This is a genomic window from Thermodesulfobacteriota bacterium (assembly GCA_036397855.1).
Lineage (GTDB): Bacteria > Desulfobacterota_D > UBA1144 > Nemesobacterales > CSP1-2 > DASWID01.
Map to the genome: position 1 here is coordinate 1 of DASWID010000051.1, position 13,908 is coordinate 13,908.

The following is a 13,908-nucleotide window of genomic DNA, read 5'->3' on the forward strand; positions in this document are numbered from 1 at the left end:
TTTGAATAACTGTGAGCCAGGGGAAAAGAGCGCCTTCTTGAAAAACAACTACACGGTCTGAACCAGGAGAGTTTACACGATTTCCGTTTGACCAAATTTCTCCATGCGTTGGTTTGTCGAGTCCCGCGATCATATTGAGGAGCGTGGACTTACCACATCCCGAAGGACCCAAAAGACAAACAAATTCCCCCACATGAATAGTTAGATTAAAATCATCAAGAGCGGTGACTCTTCCACGATTCGTCCTGAATACCTTTGACACATTCACTACCCGAAGCCTTGGCTGTGTTTTTTCAATCTTTTGAATGAAAATCTGCCAGACTCCGTTTTGTTCGATAACCTTGAAAGGGAAACCCCTTCTATCGCAGAATCTAGGGGCGTTTTCCTTGGCTGTAGGCTCGTGATCACATATTGCCTGAAGTATCTCTCTATCCGCCAGGTTTCTGATTGTATCCCTAATTACATTAAGCGGGTGAGGGCATATCGCACCTCGAATATCGATAATCTTATTTGGTTTGAATTCATCAAGGCCCTTTAATCCTTCCATTTGCACAGTTACATCTAGATTAGTCATATGTTCTCCTCATTTTTTCGTGATATCCAGTGTTATAGGTCGGAGACCTTTTTCCGTAAGCACCTCATTCAGTAAAGTAAGATCGTAAATGTTTGACAGGTCTGGCTGCTCCCTGCCCAGGAATCCCAGTTCAAATGCTGTGTTTGCAGACTTGAATAGAGAGCTGGCAATAGGGTCGTAGGTAATATCTATCCGTTGCATTGACGCATCAAGAACGTCTTGAGGCAGGGCTTTACCCGTCTCCCTCTTAATTTCTTCGTTAAGTATCTTTTTTGCCTCTTCTGGATTTTTGCTTATCCACTGTGTAAGTTCCACGTGGGCTTTTATCCATTTTTTTACAATTTCCGGATGTTCCTTTAAAAACTTTGTGCTTACAATAAGGTGGGTAGTAACAAATTCTCCTCCGGGCCAGATTTCTCTTTCATCCAGAAAAAGCTTGCCGCCACCCTCGAATATAAGCCTAGAGACCCATGGTTCGACAGTCCATGCTCCGTCAATGTCTTTTTTTAGAAACAGCGTCAATTGGTCAGGGTTAGCAAGTGGGATCACCTGCACCGTGCCACCTTTTTCCTTTGCTTCAAAACCTTTTTCTTTAAGCCATCCTCGGAGTGCTACGTCCTGAGTGTTACCCAACTGTGGCGAGGCTATCTTTTTACCATCGAAATCCTTTATAGCTTTTATCCCTGAATCTGCCCTAACCACCAGCCCTGCTCCGCCACTTGCCGCTCCACTGACAATGCGAAGAGCCTCGCCTTTAGATTTAACAAAGCCGTTAATAGCTGGATTGGGACCTATATAAGCAAGATCAAGCTGCCCGGCAAACAATGCCTCGATTGCCGACGGACCAGCATTAAATATCTTCCAATCAACCTCTGTGTTGTCTCCAAAAGCCTTCTCAAACCATCCATTCCCCTGTCCTATAACTCCCTGAGCATGTGTCACATTTGCAAAATGGCCTGCACGGATAGTTATATTGGAGTCCTTTGCAACTGCTGACAATCCCAAAAATAATAATCCAAGAGCTAAATCTGCTAATAATGTCACAAATAGACGCTTCATTTCAAATTCTCCTTGTGCCTCGTATGTCTTCGTCATTTGAAGGAGACAATTTGTGCAAGAGGCATGCCAGACCAAAAATTATTAGGTAACTACTCGAGATCCAGGTATCATCTGATTACTTGTGAACCATGTGCTGGTTAATACATGCCCAACGTGTATATTTATATTACAATTTTCATTCTTTGAATTTATCATTTCCTAAAGTGTATTAACAACTTACTATGTTAGAAATCTGAAGTAAACTTGATAAACCCTCTACGATATAAAGAACAAATGATTCTTAACAACAACACGCACCTGCTTTACCGATAAAAGAAATTGACAATCAAATATATCAAGTGTTAGATTCAATCATCATGTCGGAAGACAAAGAAAGGTTAAAACTAATCTTAAGAGAAAACTCCATTCTTCACGGTAAATTTGTTCTCTCTTCGGGCAAAGAAAGCAATTTTTACATTGATGCCAGGCTTACGACACTCCATCCCGAAGGTGTTTACCTGATAGGAAAAATATTCCTGGATGAAATTGTTAAAAACCCGGACATAAATGCCGTTGGTGGGCCGACAATGGGAGCGGACCCGATTATTGGTTCAATTCTGGCTCTCAGTAATAAAAACAAACATCCATTGCATGGTTTTATCGTAAGAAAAGATGAGAAGGATCACGGAACAGGGAAATTGATTGAAGGAAATCTGAAATCTGGAGATATTGTCGCAATAGTTGAAGATGTCATGACCACAGGCAGGTCAATTTTTCGGGCTATTGACGCTGTAGAAAAACTAGGGGCTATAGTAAAAAAGGTATTAGTTATAGTTGATAGAGAAGAAGGCGGAAGAGAAAGGGTCGAAGAAAAGGGTCACGAATTTTTTTCGATTTTTCAGATCGGCGAGTTGTTAGAATAATTCAATGACAGAAAGGACGGGCGGGGTTTTCCAACCCGGCAGGGATACTAATTTGTCATCCCCGAGGATAGTTGTCGGGGATCCAGACACATTTTCATGGATTCCCGCTAAGCATCCGCGGGAACGACAGAAAGGATAGGCGGGGTTTTCCAACCCCACATCAAACTTGCTTGGTTTCAAAAAATTATTATCGCATTAAATCAAACCAAGCTCTTAGGAAACGTTATATTATACTCTTCGAGCTTTCTACGGAGGGTCAGGCGATTAATGCCCAGAAGTCTGGCAGCTTTTGACTGGTTCCAGCCACTTGTATTCATTGCCTCCTCAAGTAAAACCCTCTCAGCTTCTTTTAGGATATTATTGTAAATGTTTCCATTAGTCCCACTTGAGTTTAGCATTCCTCTTACTGAACTACGAAGTGGTTCGACATATGAATCAGTCGAACTGACTTGTGAGAATGAAAGAGCATTTTCCAGTTTTAATTCATAAGAAGTCAGATAGGGCGTTTTGGTAAAGGCAATTGCCTTACGAATAGTATTTTCAAGTTCTCTTATGTTTCCAGGCCAGTCATATTCCATCAACGTCTCTAAAAATCTCCCGGTAGTCCCAAGTATTTCCCTTCCGACTTGGCTGCTATGACGGCGAGTGAAACATTCCACAAGCAGCGGAATATCTTCTTTCCTCTCGCTTAGAGCTGGAAGATGAACCTTTACGACATTGATTCGAAAATATAGATCCTCCCTGAACTTTCCCTCACGAACCATATCCTCCAAGTCTTTATTCGTTGCCGCTATTATCCTTATATCTACCGTAATTTCCTTGTTATCTCCAAGCCTGTTAAAGGTCTTATTCTGAAGTACCCTGAGTACCTTTGACTGTAAGGAAAGAGGCATGTCTCCTATTTCATCCAGAAAGATTATCCCACCATCAGCTTCCTCAAATTTTCCAATACGCGGGTTACTAGCCCCAGTAAAAGCGCCCTTCTCATAACCAAATAGCTCTGCTTCAAGAAGCGTTTCGGGAATCGCAGCACAATTTATTACCACGAATCGCTTTTCCCATCTGGTACTTACCTTCCAAATCGACTCGGCAACCAGGTCCTTTCCTGTTCCACTTTCTCCAGTGATAAGCACCGGTACGTCCACTCTCCCAATCTGCCCTATAAGCTTACATACCTCTTGAAGAACCGGGGAGTCACCGACGATTGCGCAAGTGACACTGCTGCCCTCGATATCTCCATGGAACTGAATTAGTCTGCTTCTGAGTTCGGATCTTATCCCTAAAGCGCGGTTTAGAATTTCCAATACATTTGAATGATCAAAGGGTCTAAACAGACAATCAAAAGCGCCAAATGTCATTGATTCTACAAGATACCTCGCCCCCCTTTGGGACGTAACAACGATTACAAATGAACCATCCTTTAGCGTATTAAGACAACTAATGCCTATACTATCAACATCCAGGAAAATCACATCCGCGCCCCGCGCTTTTTCAATATTACTTTGACTGGATAACTCTATACCACTGGGTATAATAAGTTCCAGTTCCTTAATAAATTTAATGTCGGTAGATAATAATATTACTTTCCCTCGCATTAAATTCTCGGATCTCATTGTAACACAAATATACAGTGTGATTATAATCTAATCAAGAACGTGTCTATCAAGACTTTGTAATTAACTAATATCAAACCTTTTCTTTCAACGGTATATTTTTTGCAAGTGTTAACTCACTTTTACATCAAAACTCAATTACCACCGAATCTTAAGGAGACATAAAATTGGAGTTCGTACTCCCGATCGCTATAGTTTTATCTGTTTTTCTGGCTGTCAATATCGGTGCTAACAATTCAGCCGCATCCATGGCCACAGCATATGGCGCAGGTGCTAGATCTAAAAGGGAAGCAATAATCCTTATCGCGGTCTTCGCTTTGCTGGGGGCTCTGATTGCGGGCACTCCTGTTATAAAGACACTGGGGAAGGATTTGGTCCCTGAGTCAGTCCTTTCCTCGAATCTGGGTCTAGTCTTCGTGGTTCTCATAATTGGAATAATTTTTATTTCCTGGGCGAATATAATGCGCGTCCCCGTCGCAACTACGCACGCGGTCGTCTGCGCTATTGCTGGCGTTGGCCTTTATTCACACGCTTTAAATGGAACAAAATTTTTAGAGATAGTCATTTGGTGGATAATAACTCCTTTTGTCGCGTGGTCGTTAAATTACTCCATCGGAAGATTTTTATATTTTAAGACTCTCAGATTTCTCACTAATCGCTATTCAGAAAGATCAATAAATAGAATTTTATCCTTTTTCCTTACGATTTCAGGAATCTTTGTGGCCTTTTCGGCTGGTGCCAATAACTCTGCAAATGCTGTAGGGCCCTTAGTTGGTATGGGACTTATCAATGCATTCTCCGGCGCTATAATTGCAGGTGTCGCCATGGGCATAGGTGCAATACTACTTGGCGGCAGGATTCTTGAAACCGTTGGTAAGGAGATAACTGAGATATGTGTTCTAAGGGCGATTTCAGTTGAATTTACCGGTGCTACGCTACTTCTTATCGCCTCAATATTTGGAATACCGGTTTCACTAGCTGAAATCATAACTTCTGGTATAATAGGTTTTTCCTGTGCACAGAGAGGGTTCCCCGCTACGGCCCAAAATAGACATGTGGCGCGCATAGCGTTTTTCTGGTTTGTTGTGCCTTTTATCGCTATTGGATTGAGTTACATGCTCTCTTCAATATATTTCAAGTATGATATCGGAGCTATCATAGGCAGAAACTTTTAGTAGAATTAAGGAGAACTTATAATCATGTCTGATATAATCCAACCCCATGGTGGAAAACTGGTAAACAGATTACTTCAAGGGAAAGATAGAGAACAAGCCCTCGTAAAGGCGAGAAGTATTAAAAGTATCAAAGTTTCTTCCAGAATAATTTCGGACATAGAGCTAATAGCAGTTGGGGCTTTCAGTCCCATTGAAGGATTCATGGGAAAAGAAGACTACGATAGTGTAATTGAAAATATGAGGCTTAAGGATGGACTTCCATGGAGCATTCCAATTACACTTCCTGTGTCAGAAGAAGCGGCGACCGGCTTTGAAGAGGGTGAAGAATTGTCGATTCTTGACCATGATGGAAATATAATTGCAATACTCATCCTTGAGGAAAAATATCTCTATGATAAAGAAAGGGAAGCAAAAAATGTTTATGGAACCAGTGACTTAGCTCACCCTGGAGTAGGTGTGCTTTATAGCCAGGGTAGTATTCTTTTAGGTGGAAAGATAAGCCTTATCAACAGACCACAGAATATTGAATTTCCAAAGTATACATTGGACCCCTCACAAACGAGAGAGATATTTAAAAATAGAGGATGGAGAACCATTGTAGCTTTCCAAACAAGGAACCCAATACACCGCGCCCACGAATATATACAGAAATGTGCACTAGAGATGGTTGACGGTCTGTTAATCCACCCGATTGTGGGCGAAACAAAATCGGACGATATACCGGCTCACCTACGGATAAAATGCTATGAAGAACTGTTAGAGAATTACTATCCAAAGGATAGAAGTATGCTCGCAGTTCTTCCGACTGCGATGAGATACGCAGGTCCTAAGGAGGCTATCTTTCATGCGATCGTGAGAAAAAACTACGGATGCACGCATTTCATCGTAGGTCGCGATCACGCAGGGGTCGGCAACTATTATGGAACCTATGACGCCCATAAGATCTTCGATAGTTTTAATCATGATGAAATTGGCATCACGCCGTTGTTTTTTGATCATGCATTCTATTGCAAGAGATGTAACGGAATGGCAACGACAAAAACCTGTCCCTGTCCACCTGAAAATCACGTCCACCTGAGCGGCACGAAGGTTAGGGAATTGCTTAAGAATAAACAGCAATTGCCTCTGGAGTTTACTAGACCGGAGGTGGCAAAGATTTTGATGGAAGCCTATGGTAATCAATGAAATGAATAACAAATGAGGCAATAGATAATACGTAAAATTAAAAATGGGAGAGAAATATGAGATTTGATCAAGCCCAATTAAATGACTTGAATAGCATGCATTCCGATAAATCTGCCGAAGAGGTTCTGAAGTGGACACTCGATAACCTTCATCCTCACGTCGCTCTGGCCTCGAGCTTCGGAGCTGAAGACGTAGTTTTGATCGACATGCTGACAAAGATAAACCCAGAGGCAAGGATATTCACGCTAGATACCGGAAGGCTCAACCAAGAGACTTATGACATTATGGACAACTTAAGAAGCAAATACAAGATTAAATTCGAAGTAATGTTCCCAAATCAGGACGACGTCGAGGCAATGGTCAGGGAGCATGGGATGAACCTTTTTTACAGATCGCAAGCAAACAGAAAGCTTTGCTGCGGGATCAGAAAGGTTAACCCGCTAACTAAAATTTTATCAACGCTCGACGGCTGGATAACCGGGATAAGGGGCGACCAAACTCAAAACAGAGCCAATGCGAACAAATTCGAAATTGATAATCAATTTGGTGGGATATTAAAGGCCAATCCGCTTATAGATTGGACATGGGATCAGGTTTGGGATTATATAAAAGCCAATAAAGTACCGTACAATAAACTCCACGATAATGGATACCCAAGCATAGGTTGTGAGCCGTGCACGAGGGCCGTCAAGGAAGGAGAAGATCCTAGAGCCGGCCGATGGTGGTGGGAAAGCGAGTCAGATAAGGAGTGCGGCCTCCACATGGATCACAGGGAATAAAACGGCATTAAGTTCATATAATAGATATCCATAAAGCTGAAATCATCTTATCGTCATTAATATTCTTGAGTGGAAGATTAATCTGTCTAACATACCTCTTTTTTACTATCCACCCTAACCCTCGTAATTTTAACGTCATCTCCCGTGCACATATCTACCTTTCTTATCAACTCTTAATTGATTGAATTTCATCACTTAGAATTTATGAAAAAACGAACAGATTTTTTACACTACTGAAAAAAAGTATTGATTTTTTTATAAATATCTGTATCATTGAAAAAACATAATACGTCAAAGGAGGAGAGATGGCAAAAAGTAAAGCGATAACAAAGTCTGAGATTGCTTCACATATTTCTGAGAAAAGCGGTTTAACGAAAAGGACCGCTTCTCAGATTCTGGATGACTTGGCAGCCCTTGCGTATAAAGAGGCCAGAAAGAATGGCGAGTTCACTTTCCCAGGGCTTGGTAAACTGGTTCTAGCAAGAAGAAAAGCAAGAAAGGGAAGAAATCCCGCAACCGGTGAATTAATAAAAATTCCCGCTAAGAGAGTTGTTAAGTTCAGAGTAGCAAAAGCCTGTAAAGATTCTATTCTTGGAAGTTGAGAGCAACTTTTCAGTTCAACTTTTTTATTTCAAAATTAATTTAATCATGCAGATGGGCGACGTTAACATTTGGACTGACCAAGCATATCATAAGTTATACTCTTTAAGCTAATTTGAAAAAAGTCAGTTTCTGCTCTACAGAATTATAGAGCGAAATCCGTGCAGCTCGCGCGCGGGCATTGAGCCTAGGACCATCGCATTGGGAGATAGATGTAGCAGAGGACTATAGTCTGCCATAAAATTAATGGAACGGAACCCAATCGGGACAAGAATGTCCCGACTATCCATGATAAATACCGCCATCAATAGCTATAGGCGGGGTTTTTCAACCCCGCATGGATTAAACGTAACGAATGAAAATCTACCCTACGAGATCGTCGAATTGATGCGTGTTGCCCACCAATCGCAATGCTCCGACACGGGTAGCCCACCAGTCTTGCTGGTGGAATATTGTGCAACGAGCAAGACTCGTTGCCTACCCATGAGATCAAATGTCAGTAAAAAGACGCAAACCCAGAGAAGTTATCCTGATCTACGATGGGCGCATCTTCAACATGTTCAAATTTCGGGACAAGAATGTCCCGACTATCCATGATAAATACCGCCATCAATAGCTATAGGCGGGGTTTTTCAACCCCGCGACGAAAATGCTTACTACTCCTTCTGTCTTAATGCCAGGGTAATTTTCGTGTATGCCGCTTGGCCAGCGGGAAGTAGACCCCCAAAAAGTCCGATAACGAGCGACAGTGAGAGCCCAGTAATTATCAGTCCTGGTGTCAAACGAAAAGCGAATACCACTTCAGAGAAGGTTTTAAAGTTTGTTGTGCCAGTAACATCACTTATAGCAAATTTCACAATCACTAAGCCCATCAAGCAACCGACAATACCACCCATAAGACATATAATAAGCGATTCCGCGACGAAGGAGGTTAGTATTGAATATCGCGAAAATCCAAGGACCCTTAAGGTTGCGATTTCCATCGTACGGGTTGAGATATTCGCATACATAGTATTCATGGCCCCGAAACTGGCACCAATAGCCATGATGATCCCGATGAACATCCCTATAAACTTAATGGGGTCAGCCACGGCGGTCTGTCGATCGTAATATTCTCTTTCAGCCGTTCCGTCCAGGGAGAGGCGTTGGTCACTTTCGAGAGCGTTAATAAAGCTCTTCTGATTCGCCCTATCCGAAACTCTTACTAAAATCGAAGAATAAATCGCTCTCTTAAAATCTCCCATTACTCCCTGAACATCTGACCAGATTTCGCTGTCGGCCGCGGTTCCACCCGCATCGAATATCCCAACAATCTTCCATCTATTTGACCCTGCACGAACAATGTCTCCTACACTCATATTCTTGAAACGTTTAGAAATCCCCCGAGAAACGATTACTTCGGAAACGCCGGGATTAAACATCTTTCCCTCTACGATCTTGAAATTAGGCCTTAAAAGTGGACCTTTTTCCGACACTCCCCTTACAGTAACATTGGAAGCCCCTCCCTCTATCTTCTCCAAATTTACTACAACTACCAGCTCCGCCGAGATCAAAGGCTTATAATCAGCGCCTTTATCAATGCCTGACAACGCATAAACCAATGGCACTTGATCCTTATATATTCCCGATTGTATCTCTGATTGCGAGTTTTTCCTGAGAACTATAACATTATCAGAAGAGCCGGATGCCTTGAATACGCTGGTTAAACCCTCTGCAAGGGCTAATACCGAAAGAAGCACAGCCACCACAAGTCCGATTCCGAATGCCGTCAAACCGGTTGTTATTTTACGAACGGCTATGTTTCTTAGATTGTACTTTATCGGTATAGACATTCCCTTATCCTATGTATCTTAGTCCCTCTCTAATCGAACGCCTGCTAGACCCAATCGCCGGAATTATAGCCGAGAAGATTCCAACCATCATACTCACGATGATAGCCAGTAAGATCGTCTCCGGATAAAAGGCCAGTCCTTTTGCAAGACCTCCCATTGGTGTGGTGGCTAGGAAAGACTTTAAAGGATCAAAAGTTAGAACAAATATTACAACCCCCAATATTCCACCTATGGCACTCATCACGAGGCTTTCGCCCAGGATAAAAGACAATATCATAATACGGGTAAATCCCATTGTTCTTAGAACGGCAATCTCTCTAATTCGCTCCCGAGCGGAAATAGCAATTGTATTAGCCGATATAAGTATCACAACCAATACAATTATTACGCCAATCGTAGTTATTAATAGCTTCACGTTACCCAGCATCGAGACGAAACCCATCTGGAAGGCCTTTTCACTTTCCGTCTTTGTTGGATAGGCAGAATTCTCAAACAATTTATCAATTTGAGTTGCAAGCCGGGTTGCCGATTCCGCATCTCCTGCCTTCGTCCATATCGTCCCAGCCCTCCCTTTAAAACTGGGTAGCGCTTCTTCCAGATATTTTCTGTTAAAAAACAGCGCATCAGATGCGCCGGTGGCAACCTTATATACCCCGCGGACTGTAAGCTGGAGAGTAACTGGATAAATAGTCCCCACGATCACAATTTTATCGCCAATTTTCCATCCAAATTTTTCTACCAAGTCTTCTCCAACAATACAACCCGATGCGTCGTTAATCCAATCCTCTGTAGACCCTTTCACCATAGAAGCATCATCAAAAACATTTAATAGCGATTTGGGCTCAACTGCAAATCTGGCAAAAAAATTCTCGGAACTCTCGTCAATGTAAGTACCGCCAAACCAAGCGAAATTAGTGATAGCCATTACTCCGTCCAAACGCGAGATTTTATCGGCATAGCTTGCGGGGATCGGGTTAGTTATACCGACTTTGTGTCTTGTTACCAATCGGAACATCCCACGCGTTTCAGATGGATCAGGCTGATCTAGTACTTGGAGGAAGGAATTTAATAGACAAATCAGAATTAATGGAATCAATATCGAAATAATTGTTAATACCGATCTGGTTTTTTTTCTGAATACATTCTTCAATAAAAAGGGAATATATTTCATGTTTTTCCAGATCCCCGTACCTCGGAGAAACTAATTAGAAATAGCCTGATTATTATTCATGGGTACATCAGCTCTCAATAGACCTTTATCAAGATGGATAATTCGAGACGCACGAGCCGCCGCATTTTGATCATGGGTCACCATTACGATAGTTTTTTTGAATGTCTTATTCAAATTTTCTAGCAGAAAAAGTATCTCCCCGGCACTCTTAGCATCCAGATCACCTGTCGGTTCGTCAGCTAGTAATATTGTAGGATCAGTCACAATTGCGCGCGCAACACCAACACGCTGTTCTTGTCCTCCTGAGAGCTGGCGCGGGTAAAACGAGCTTCTGTCCGTCAACCCCACTATTTCCAGCGCAGTTTCAACATGCTCTCGTCTCTCCGATTTACTGAGCGGACTGAGTAGTAGCGGGAGTTCAACATTTTCAAAGGCGGTAAGCGCTGGAATAAGATTATAGAATTGAAAAATGAAACCAACGTGTTGGCTTCGCCAACGGGCGAGTTCACCTTCAGTCATGGCTGAAATTTCATCTGGACCTACAAATATCTGCCCGTCAGTCGTACCATCAATCCCAGCTATGAGATTAAGAATGGTGGTTTTGCCAGACCCCGAGGGGCCCATTATTGCTACGAATTCCCCTTCAAACATCCCTAGGTTTAAACCATCTAATACGGTGATTTCCTCAGAGTTGGTATCATATTTTTTAACCACATTGACCAATTTGATAAGAGCTTCGGACATCAGCTATTTCTCCTCATCCTCCAACCGAATCTTATCTCCGTCTTTTAGATTAGACTTTCCGGCCTCCCTGACTACTTGCTCGCCACCAGCCAGACCCTCTCTTATTTCCATCTGGGTGCCAAATTCATCGCCGGTCGTAACAGGCTGGAACCCGGCCCTGTAGTTATCGACTATGAAGACCCCCTTCTTTCCCTCATGGTCTACGATAGAAGACGCTGGAACCAATATTAGATTTCTTTCAATCCCGTCTTTATAGACCGCGGGATCTAAAAAGTCAATTTTACACGACATCTCCGGAAGCACCCTGTCATCTTTGTTTAAGAATTCGACCTTTACGGTGACCGTTCCCTTTTGTCTGTCCGCTGTGGGAACAATTTGTCTGAGACGGGCTTTATATCGGTGTTCTGGAAAGGCGTCCAGTATGATCTCAGCCGGCATTCCAACTTTGATTTTCCCCAGATTTTGTTCGTTGACATCTGTTTCCGCTTCGAGGGAATCGAGATCAACTATGACGGCGAATGTTGCGCCAGCAGACCCTGCACCCCCGAAACCCTGGGGTGTTACTGTCTCTCCCAAAAAGGCCTTCTTAACTGTGACAACACCGGTTATAGGAGCATAGATCTGGGTATTATGAATCAATTCATCGGCATTTCGGAGTTTAGCTTCCAGCACCCTAACCTGCGTCTTAGCATTATCTAAAGTTTGCGGACTAATAACGCCCTTGGCAAACAATTCCTCTTGCCTTCTTGATTCCGTCCTTGCATTATCCAAATTGGAAGCTATTTCATCCCTTTGCGCCTTAAGCTCCTGGTTTTCGAGCCTTGCAACCAGCTCTCCTTCCTCGACCTTTTGTCCTTCCTCGAGGTTTATCCATGAGATTCGTCCAACCGACTTTGGTGAAATCTCTGCCTTTTTTCGGGCTATCACATACCCACTGGATGTAAGCAAAGTCGATGCTTCAGAAGCACTCACACGGCTCACAGTGGCCGTGGACACTATAGGATTTAAAAATGGAATCTCATCCAACAACCCAAGAATGAGCAGGATACAAATAACCGCCAGACCTGATAGTGCGACGAAATATCTTAAGCGATTCCGTCGTGATGAAGGTTTGCTGCGGTCTATCCTAAGAGAAGAAACATCGATTCTTTTTTCACTAGGTTCCATTTGCAAGGGAGCTCCTATTTGATCCTTAAGGAATTTGAGTACCTTAAAACATGGTCCTAAAGTTAAGTCCTACGCCCTTTAATTTGTCTTTGTTAATTACTCTACTCATTATCGCGTCTTGAGAACGTCTCATAGCTTGTCAGCTTACGAGCAGGTCTTTAATCCACCATGACGTAAGTTACTCTCATTATTTTCGGGAAAATAAAAAGAAACATATCTCGACATAAGACTAATAAGTCAATAAAAAATATCAATCTTAACCCACAAGAAAAAATCGTAACAGGATAAATATACCCTTTATTTCTCAACATGAAACCTCAAAAGATGTTCGAGGTTTAAGATGGCCACCTTTTTGCCGAACCAATAGAACACCATCAGTATATTGAAATTTATGGGCCGGAAGTCGTTCGATCACCCTCCTGAATACAATCGAGGAAGTTCAAGTTACTTAGGAAAGGCAGGTTCTGCCGGTATACCGAACGATAGGCTTCAGCGCCAGTGCTGTTATGGTCGTCCTGCCATTTATTCGGTCTCGTTCGATAAAGGATCAGCATAAGGATTTAGGCCCAATTACAAAGAAGTTCTCCCAATTTATGACACTCGAAAATTTTTCAAGATGCGACCCGCAGAGCTCCCTGATCGCGGGTAATTCATCCTCGGAAATATGAGTAATATGGGGAGCCGGCTTCCTAAATGGCATCCCTATTTCTTCCATCTTGACGATGATATCGTCGCTTTCATCAGGCAACTTAAGGAACTCGAATATTCTACTCAATGATTCCTTTGGCTCATCGATGAGTGTCTCGTAGGTCAAAAAACAACATCTCTTGGACGAATTCAACGTGGCTAAATCCCTCAACGCATTACCGATCCACTGCATGTGGTCACCGGCCATGGATACAACATCCAACTGAACAGATTGGAGATTGACGGTTCGATTGGCCTGCTCCATGAAGTAACCCATCCCCGTTTGATCGAAATTTTGATGTTTTCCAACCAGGTTGCGGTACAGGAATAGGGGAGGTTGCGCCTGTTCCCGCCAAATCTTGATGAACTTGAGCTTCGAATCTACACAGGTAACGGGATCTCTATGAATATATATAAATT

At 42.6% G+C, this 13,908-nt stretch carries 13 protein-coding genes; 5 read left to right on the forward strand and 8 right to left on the reverse strand.

The features are described 5' to 3' along the window. Window positions 1-574 (reverse strand): ATP-binding cassette domain-containing protein (locus tag VGA95_03930; protein HEX9665689.1); only part of this gene is annotated, 574 nt, incomplete at its 3' end. 9 nt (window positions 575-583) lie between these two features. Then, complete coding sequence (locus VGA95_03935; protein HEX9665690.1) at window positions 584-1,633, reverse strand: ABC transporter substrate-binding protein; 1,050 nt, start codon at window positions 1,631-1,633, stop codon at window positions 584-586. A gap of 356 nt (window positions 1,634-1,989) precedes the next feature. Between VGA95_03935 and pyrE the strand changes: the two genes are divergently transcribed. After that, window positions 1,990-2,535 (forward strand): orotate phosphoribosyltransferase, encoded by a 546-nt coding sequence (gene pyrE, locus VGA95_03940; protein HEX9665691.1) that lies wholly within the window; start codon window positions 1,990-1,992, stop codon window positions 2,533-2,535. 200 nt (window positions 2,536-2,735) lie between these two features. Here pyrE and VGA95_03945 read toward each other — a convergent pair whose 3' ends face one another. Then, on the reverse strand, window positions 2,736-4,130 hold the full coding sequence (locus VGA95_03945; GenBank protein HEX9665692.1) for a sigma-54 dependent transcriptional regulator: 1,395 nt from the start codon (window positions 4,128-4,130) through the stop codon (window positions 2,736-2,738). A gap of 185 nt (window positions 4,131-4,315) precedes the next feature. On the opposite strand from VGA95_03945, the gene VGA95_03950 reads away from it, so the two are divergent. The 4 genes from VGA95_03950 to VGA95_03965 all read left to right on the forward strand — a co-directional run bounded on the left by VGA95_03950 (window position 4,316) and on the right by VGA95_03965 (window position 7,889). Beyond that, entirely contained in the window at window positions 4,316-5,323 is a 1,008-nt protein-coding gene (locus VGA95_03950; GenBank protein ID HEX9665693.1) for an anion permease, read from the forward strand. Between the two features lie 24 nt (window positions 5,324-5,347). Continuing rightward, complete coding sequence (sat, locus tag VGA95_03955) at window positions 5,348-6,508, forward strand: sulfate adenylyltransferase (GenBank protein HEX9665694.1); 1,161 nt, start codon at window positions 5,348-5,350, stop codon at window positions 6,506-6,508. A 56-nt stretch (window positions 6,509-6,564) separates the two neighbouring features. After that, window positions 6,565-7,287: a phosphoadenylyl-sulfate reductase gene (locus tag VGA95_03960; protein HEX9665695.1), complete on the forward strand. Its 723-nt coding sequence runs from the start codon at window positions 6,565-6,567 to the stop codon at window positions 7,285-7,287. Window positions 7,288-7,592: 305 nt separating this feature from the next. After that, a complete protein-coding gene (locus tag VGA95_03965; GenBank protein ID HEX9665696.1) occupies window positions 7,593-7,889 on the forward strand; it encodes an HU family DNA-binding protein in 297 nt (98 codons plus the stop codon). Between the two features lie 654 nt (window positions 7,890-8,543). On the opposite strand, the gene VGA95_03970 is transcribed toward VGA95_03965, so the two are convergent. The 5 genes from VGA95_03970 to VGA95_03990 all read right to left on the reverse strand — a co-directional run. After that, the gene (locus VGA95_03970; GenBank protein ID HEX9665697.1) at window positions 8,544-9,719 is read right to left on the reverse strand and encodes an ABC transporter permease; all 1,176 of its coding nucleotides are present in this window, start codon (window positions 9,717-9,719) and stop codon (window positions 8,544-8,546) included. A gap of 4 nt (window positions 9,720-9,723) precedes the next feature. After that, window positions 9,724-10,890, reverse strand: coding sequence for an ABC transporter permease (locus tag VGA95_03975; GenBank protein HEX9665698.1), 1,167 nt, complete (start codon window positions 10,888-10,890; stop codon window positions 9,724-9,726). 30 nt (window positions 10,891-10,920) lie between these two features. Next, the gene (locus VGA95_03980) at window positions 10,921-11,634 is read right to left on the reverse strand and encodes an ABC transporter ATP-binding protein (protein HEX9665699.1); all 714 of its coding nucleotides are present in this window, start codon (window positions 11,632-11,634) and stop codon (window positions 10,921-10,923) included. A 3-nt stretch (window positions 11,635-11,637) separates the two neighbouring features. Continuing rightward, window positions 11,638-12,801, reverse strand: a complete 1,164-nt coding sequence (locus VGA95_03985; protein HEX9665700.1) for an efflux RND transporter periplasmic adaptor subunit — start codon at window positions 12,799-12,801, stop codon at window positions 11,638-11,640. Window positions 12,802-13,348: 547 nt separating this feature from the next. Further along, the coding region (locus tag VGA95_03990) for a sulfotransferase domain-containing protein (GenBank protein HEX9665701.1) at window positions 13,349-13,908 on the reverse strand (560 nt) is incomplete at its 5' end.

What these genes read in the sequence shown, in the direction of transcription:
- VGA95_03935 (HEX9665690.1), bottom strand. Translation starts at nt 1,633, where the DNA reads ATGAAGCGTCTATTTGTGACATTATTAGCAGATTTAGCTCTTGGATTA.
- VGA95_03980 (HEX9665699.1), bottom strand. Translation starts at nt 11,634, where the DNA reads ATGTCCGAAGCTCTTATCAAATTGGTCAATGTGGTTAAAAAATATGAT.
- VGA95_03970 (HEX9665697.1), bottom strand. Translation starts at nt 9,719, where the DNA reads ATGTCTATACCGATAAAGTACAATCTAAGAAACATAGCCGTTCGTAAA.
- VGA95_03965 (HEX9665696.1), top strand. Translation starts at nt 7,593, where the DNA reads ATGGCAAAAAGTAAAGCGATAACAAAGTCTGAGATTGCTTCACATATT.
- VGA95_03985 (HEX9665700.1), bottom strand. Translation starts at nt 12,801, where the DNA reads ATGGAACCTAGTGAAAAAAGAATCGATGTTTCTTCTCTTAGGATAGAC.
- VGA95_03975 (HEX9665698.1), bottom strand. Translation starts at nt 10,890, where the DNA reads ATGAAATATATTCCCTTTTTATTGAAGAATGTATTCAGAAAAAAAACC.
- VGA95_03945 (HEX9665692.1), bottom strand. Translation starts at nt 4,130, where the DNA reads ATGCGAGGGAAAGTAATATTATTATCTACCGACATTAAATTTATTAAG.
- VGA95_03960 (HEX9665695.1), top strand. Translation starts at nt 6,565, where the DNA reads ATGAGATTTGATCAAGCCCAATTAAATGACTTGAATAGCATGCATTCC.
- pyrE (HEX9665691.1), top strand. Translation starts at nt 1,990, where the DNA reads ATGTCGGAAGACAAAGAAAGGTTAAAACTAATCTTAAGAGAAAACTCC.
- sat (HEX9665694.1), top strand. Translation starts at nt 5,348, where the DNA reads ATGTCTGATATAATCCAACCCCATGGTGGAAAACTGGTAAACAGATTA.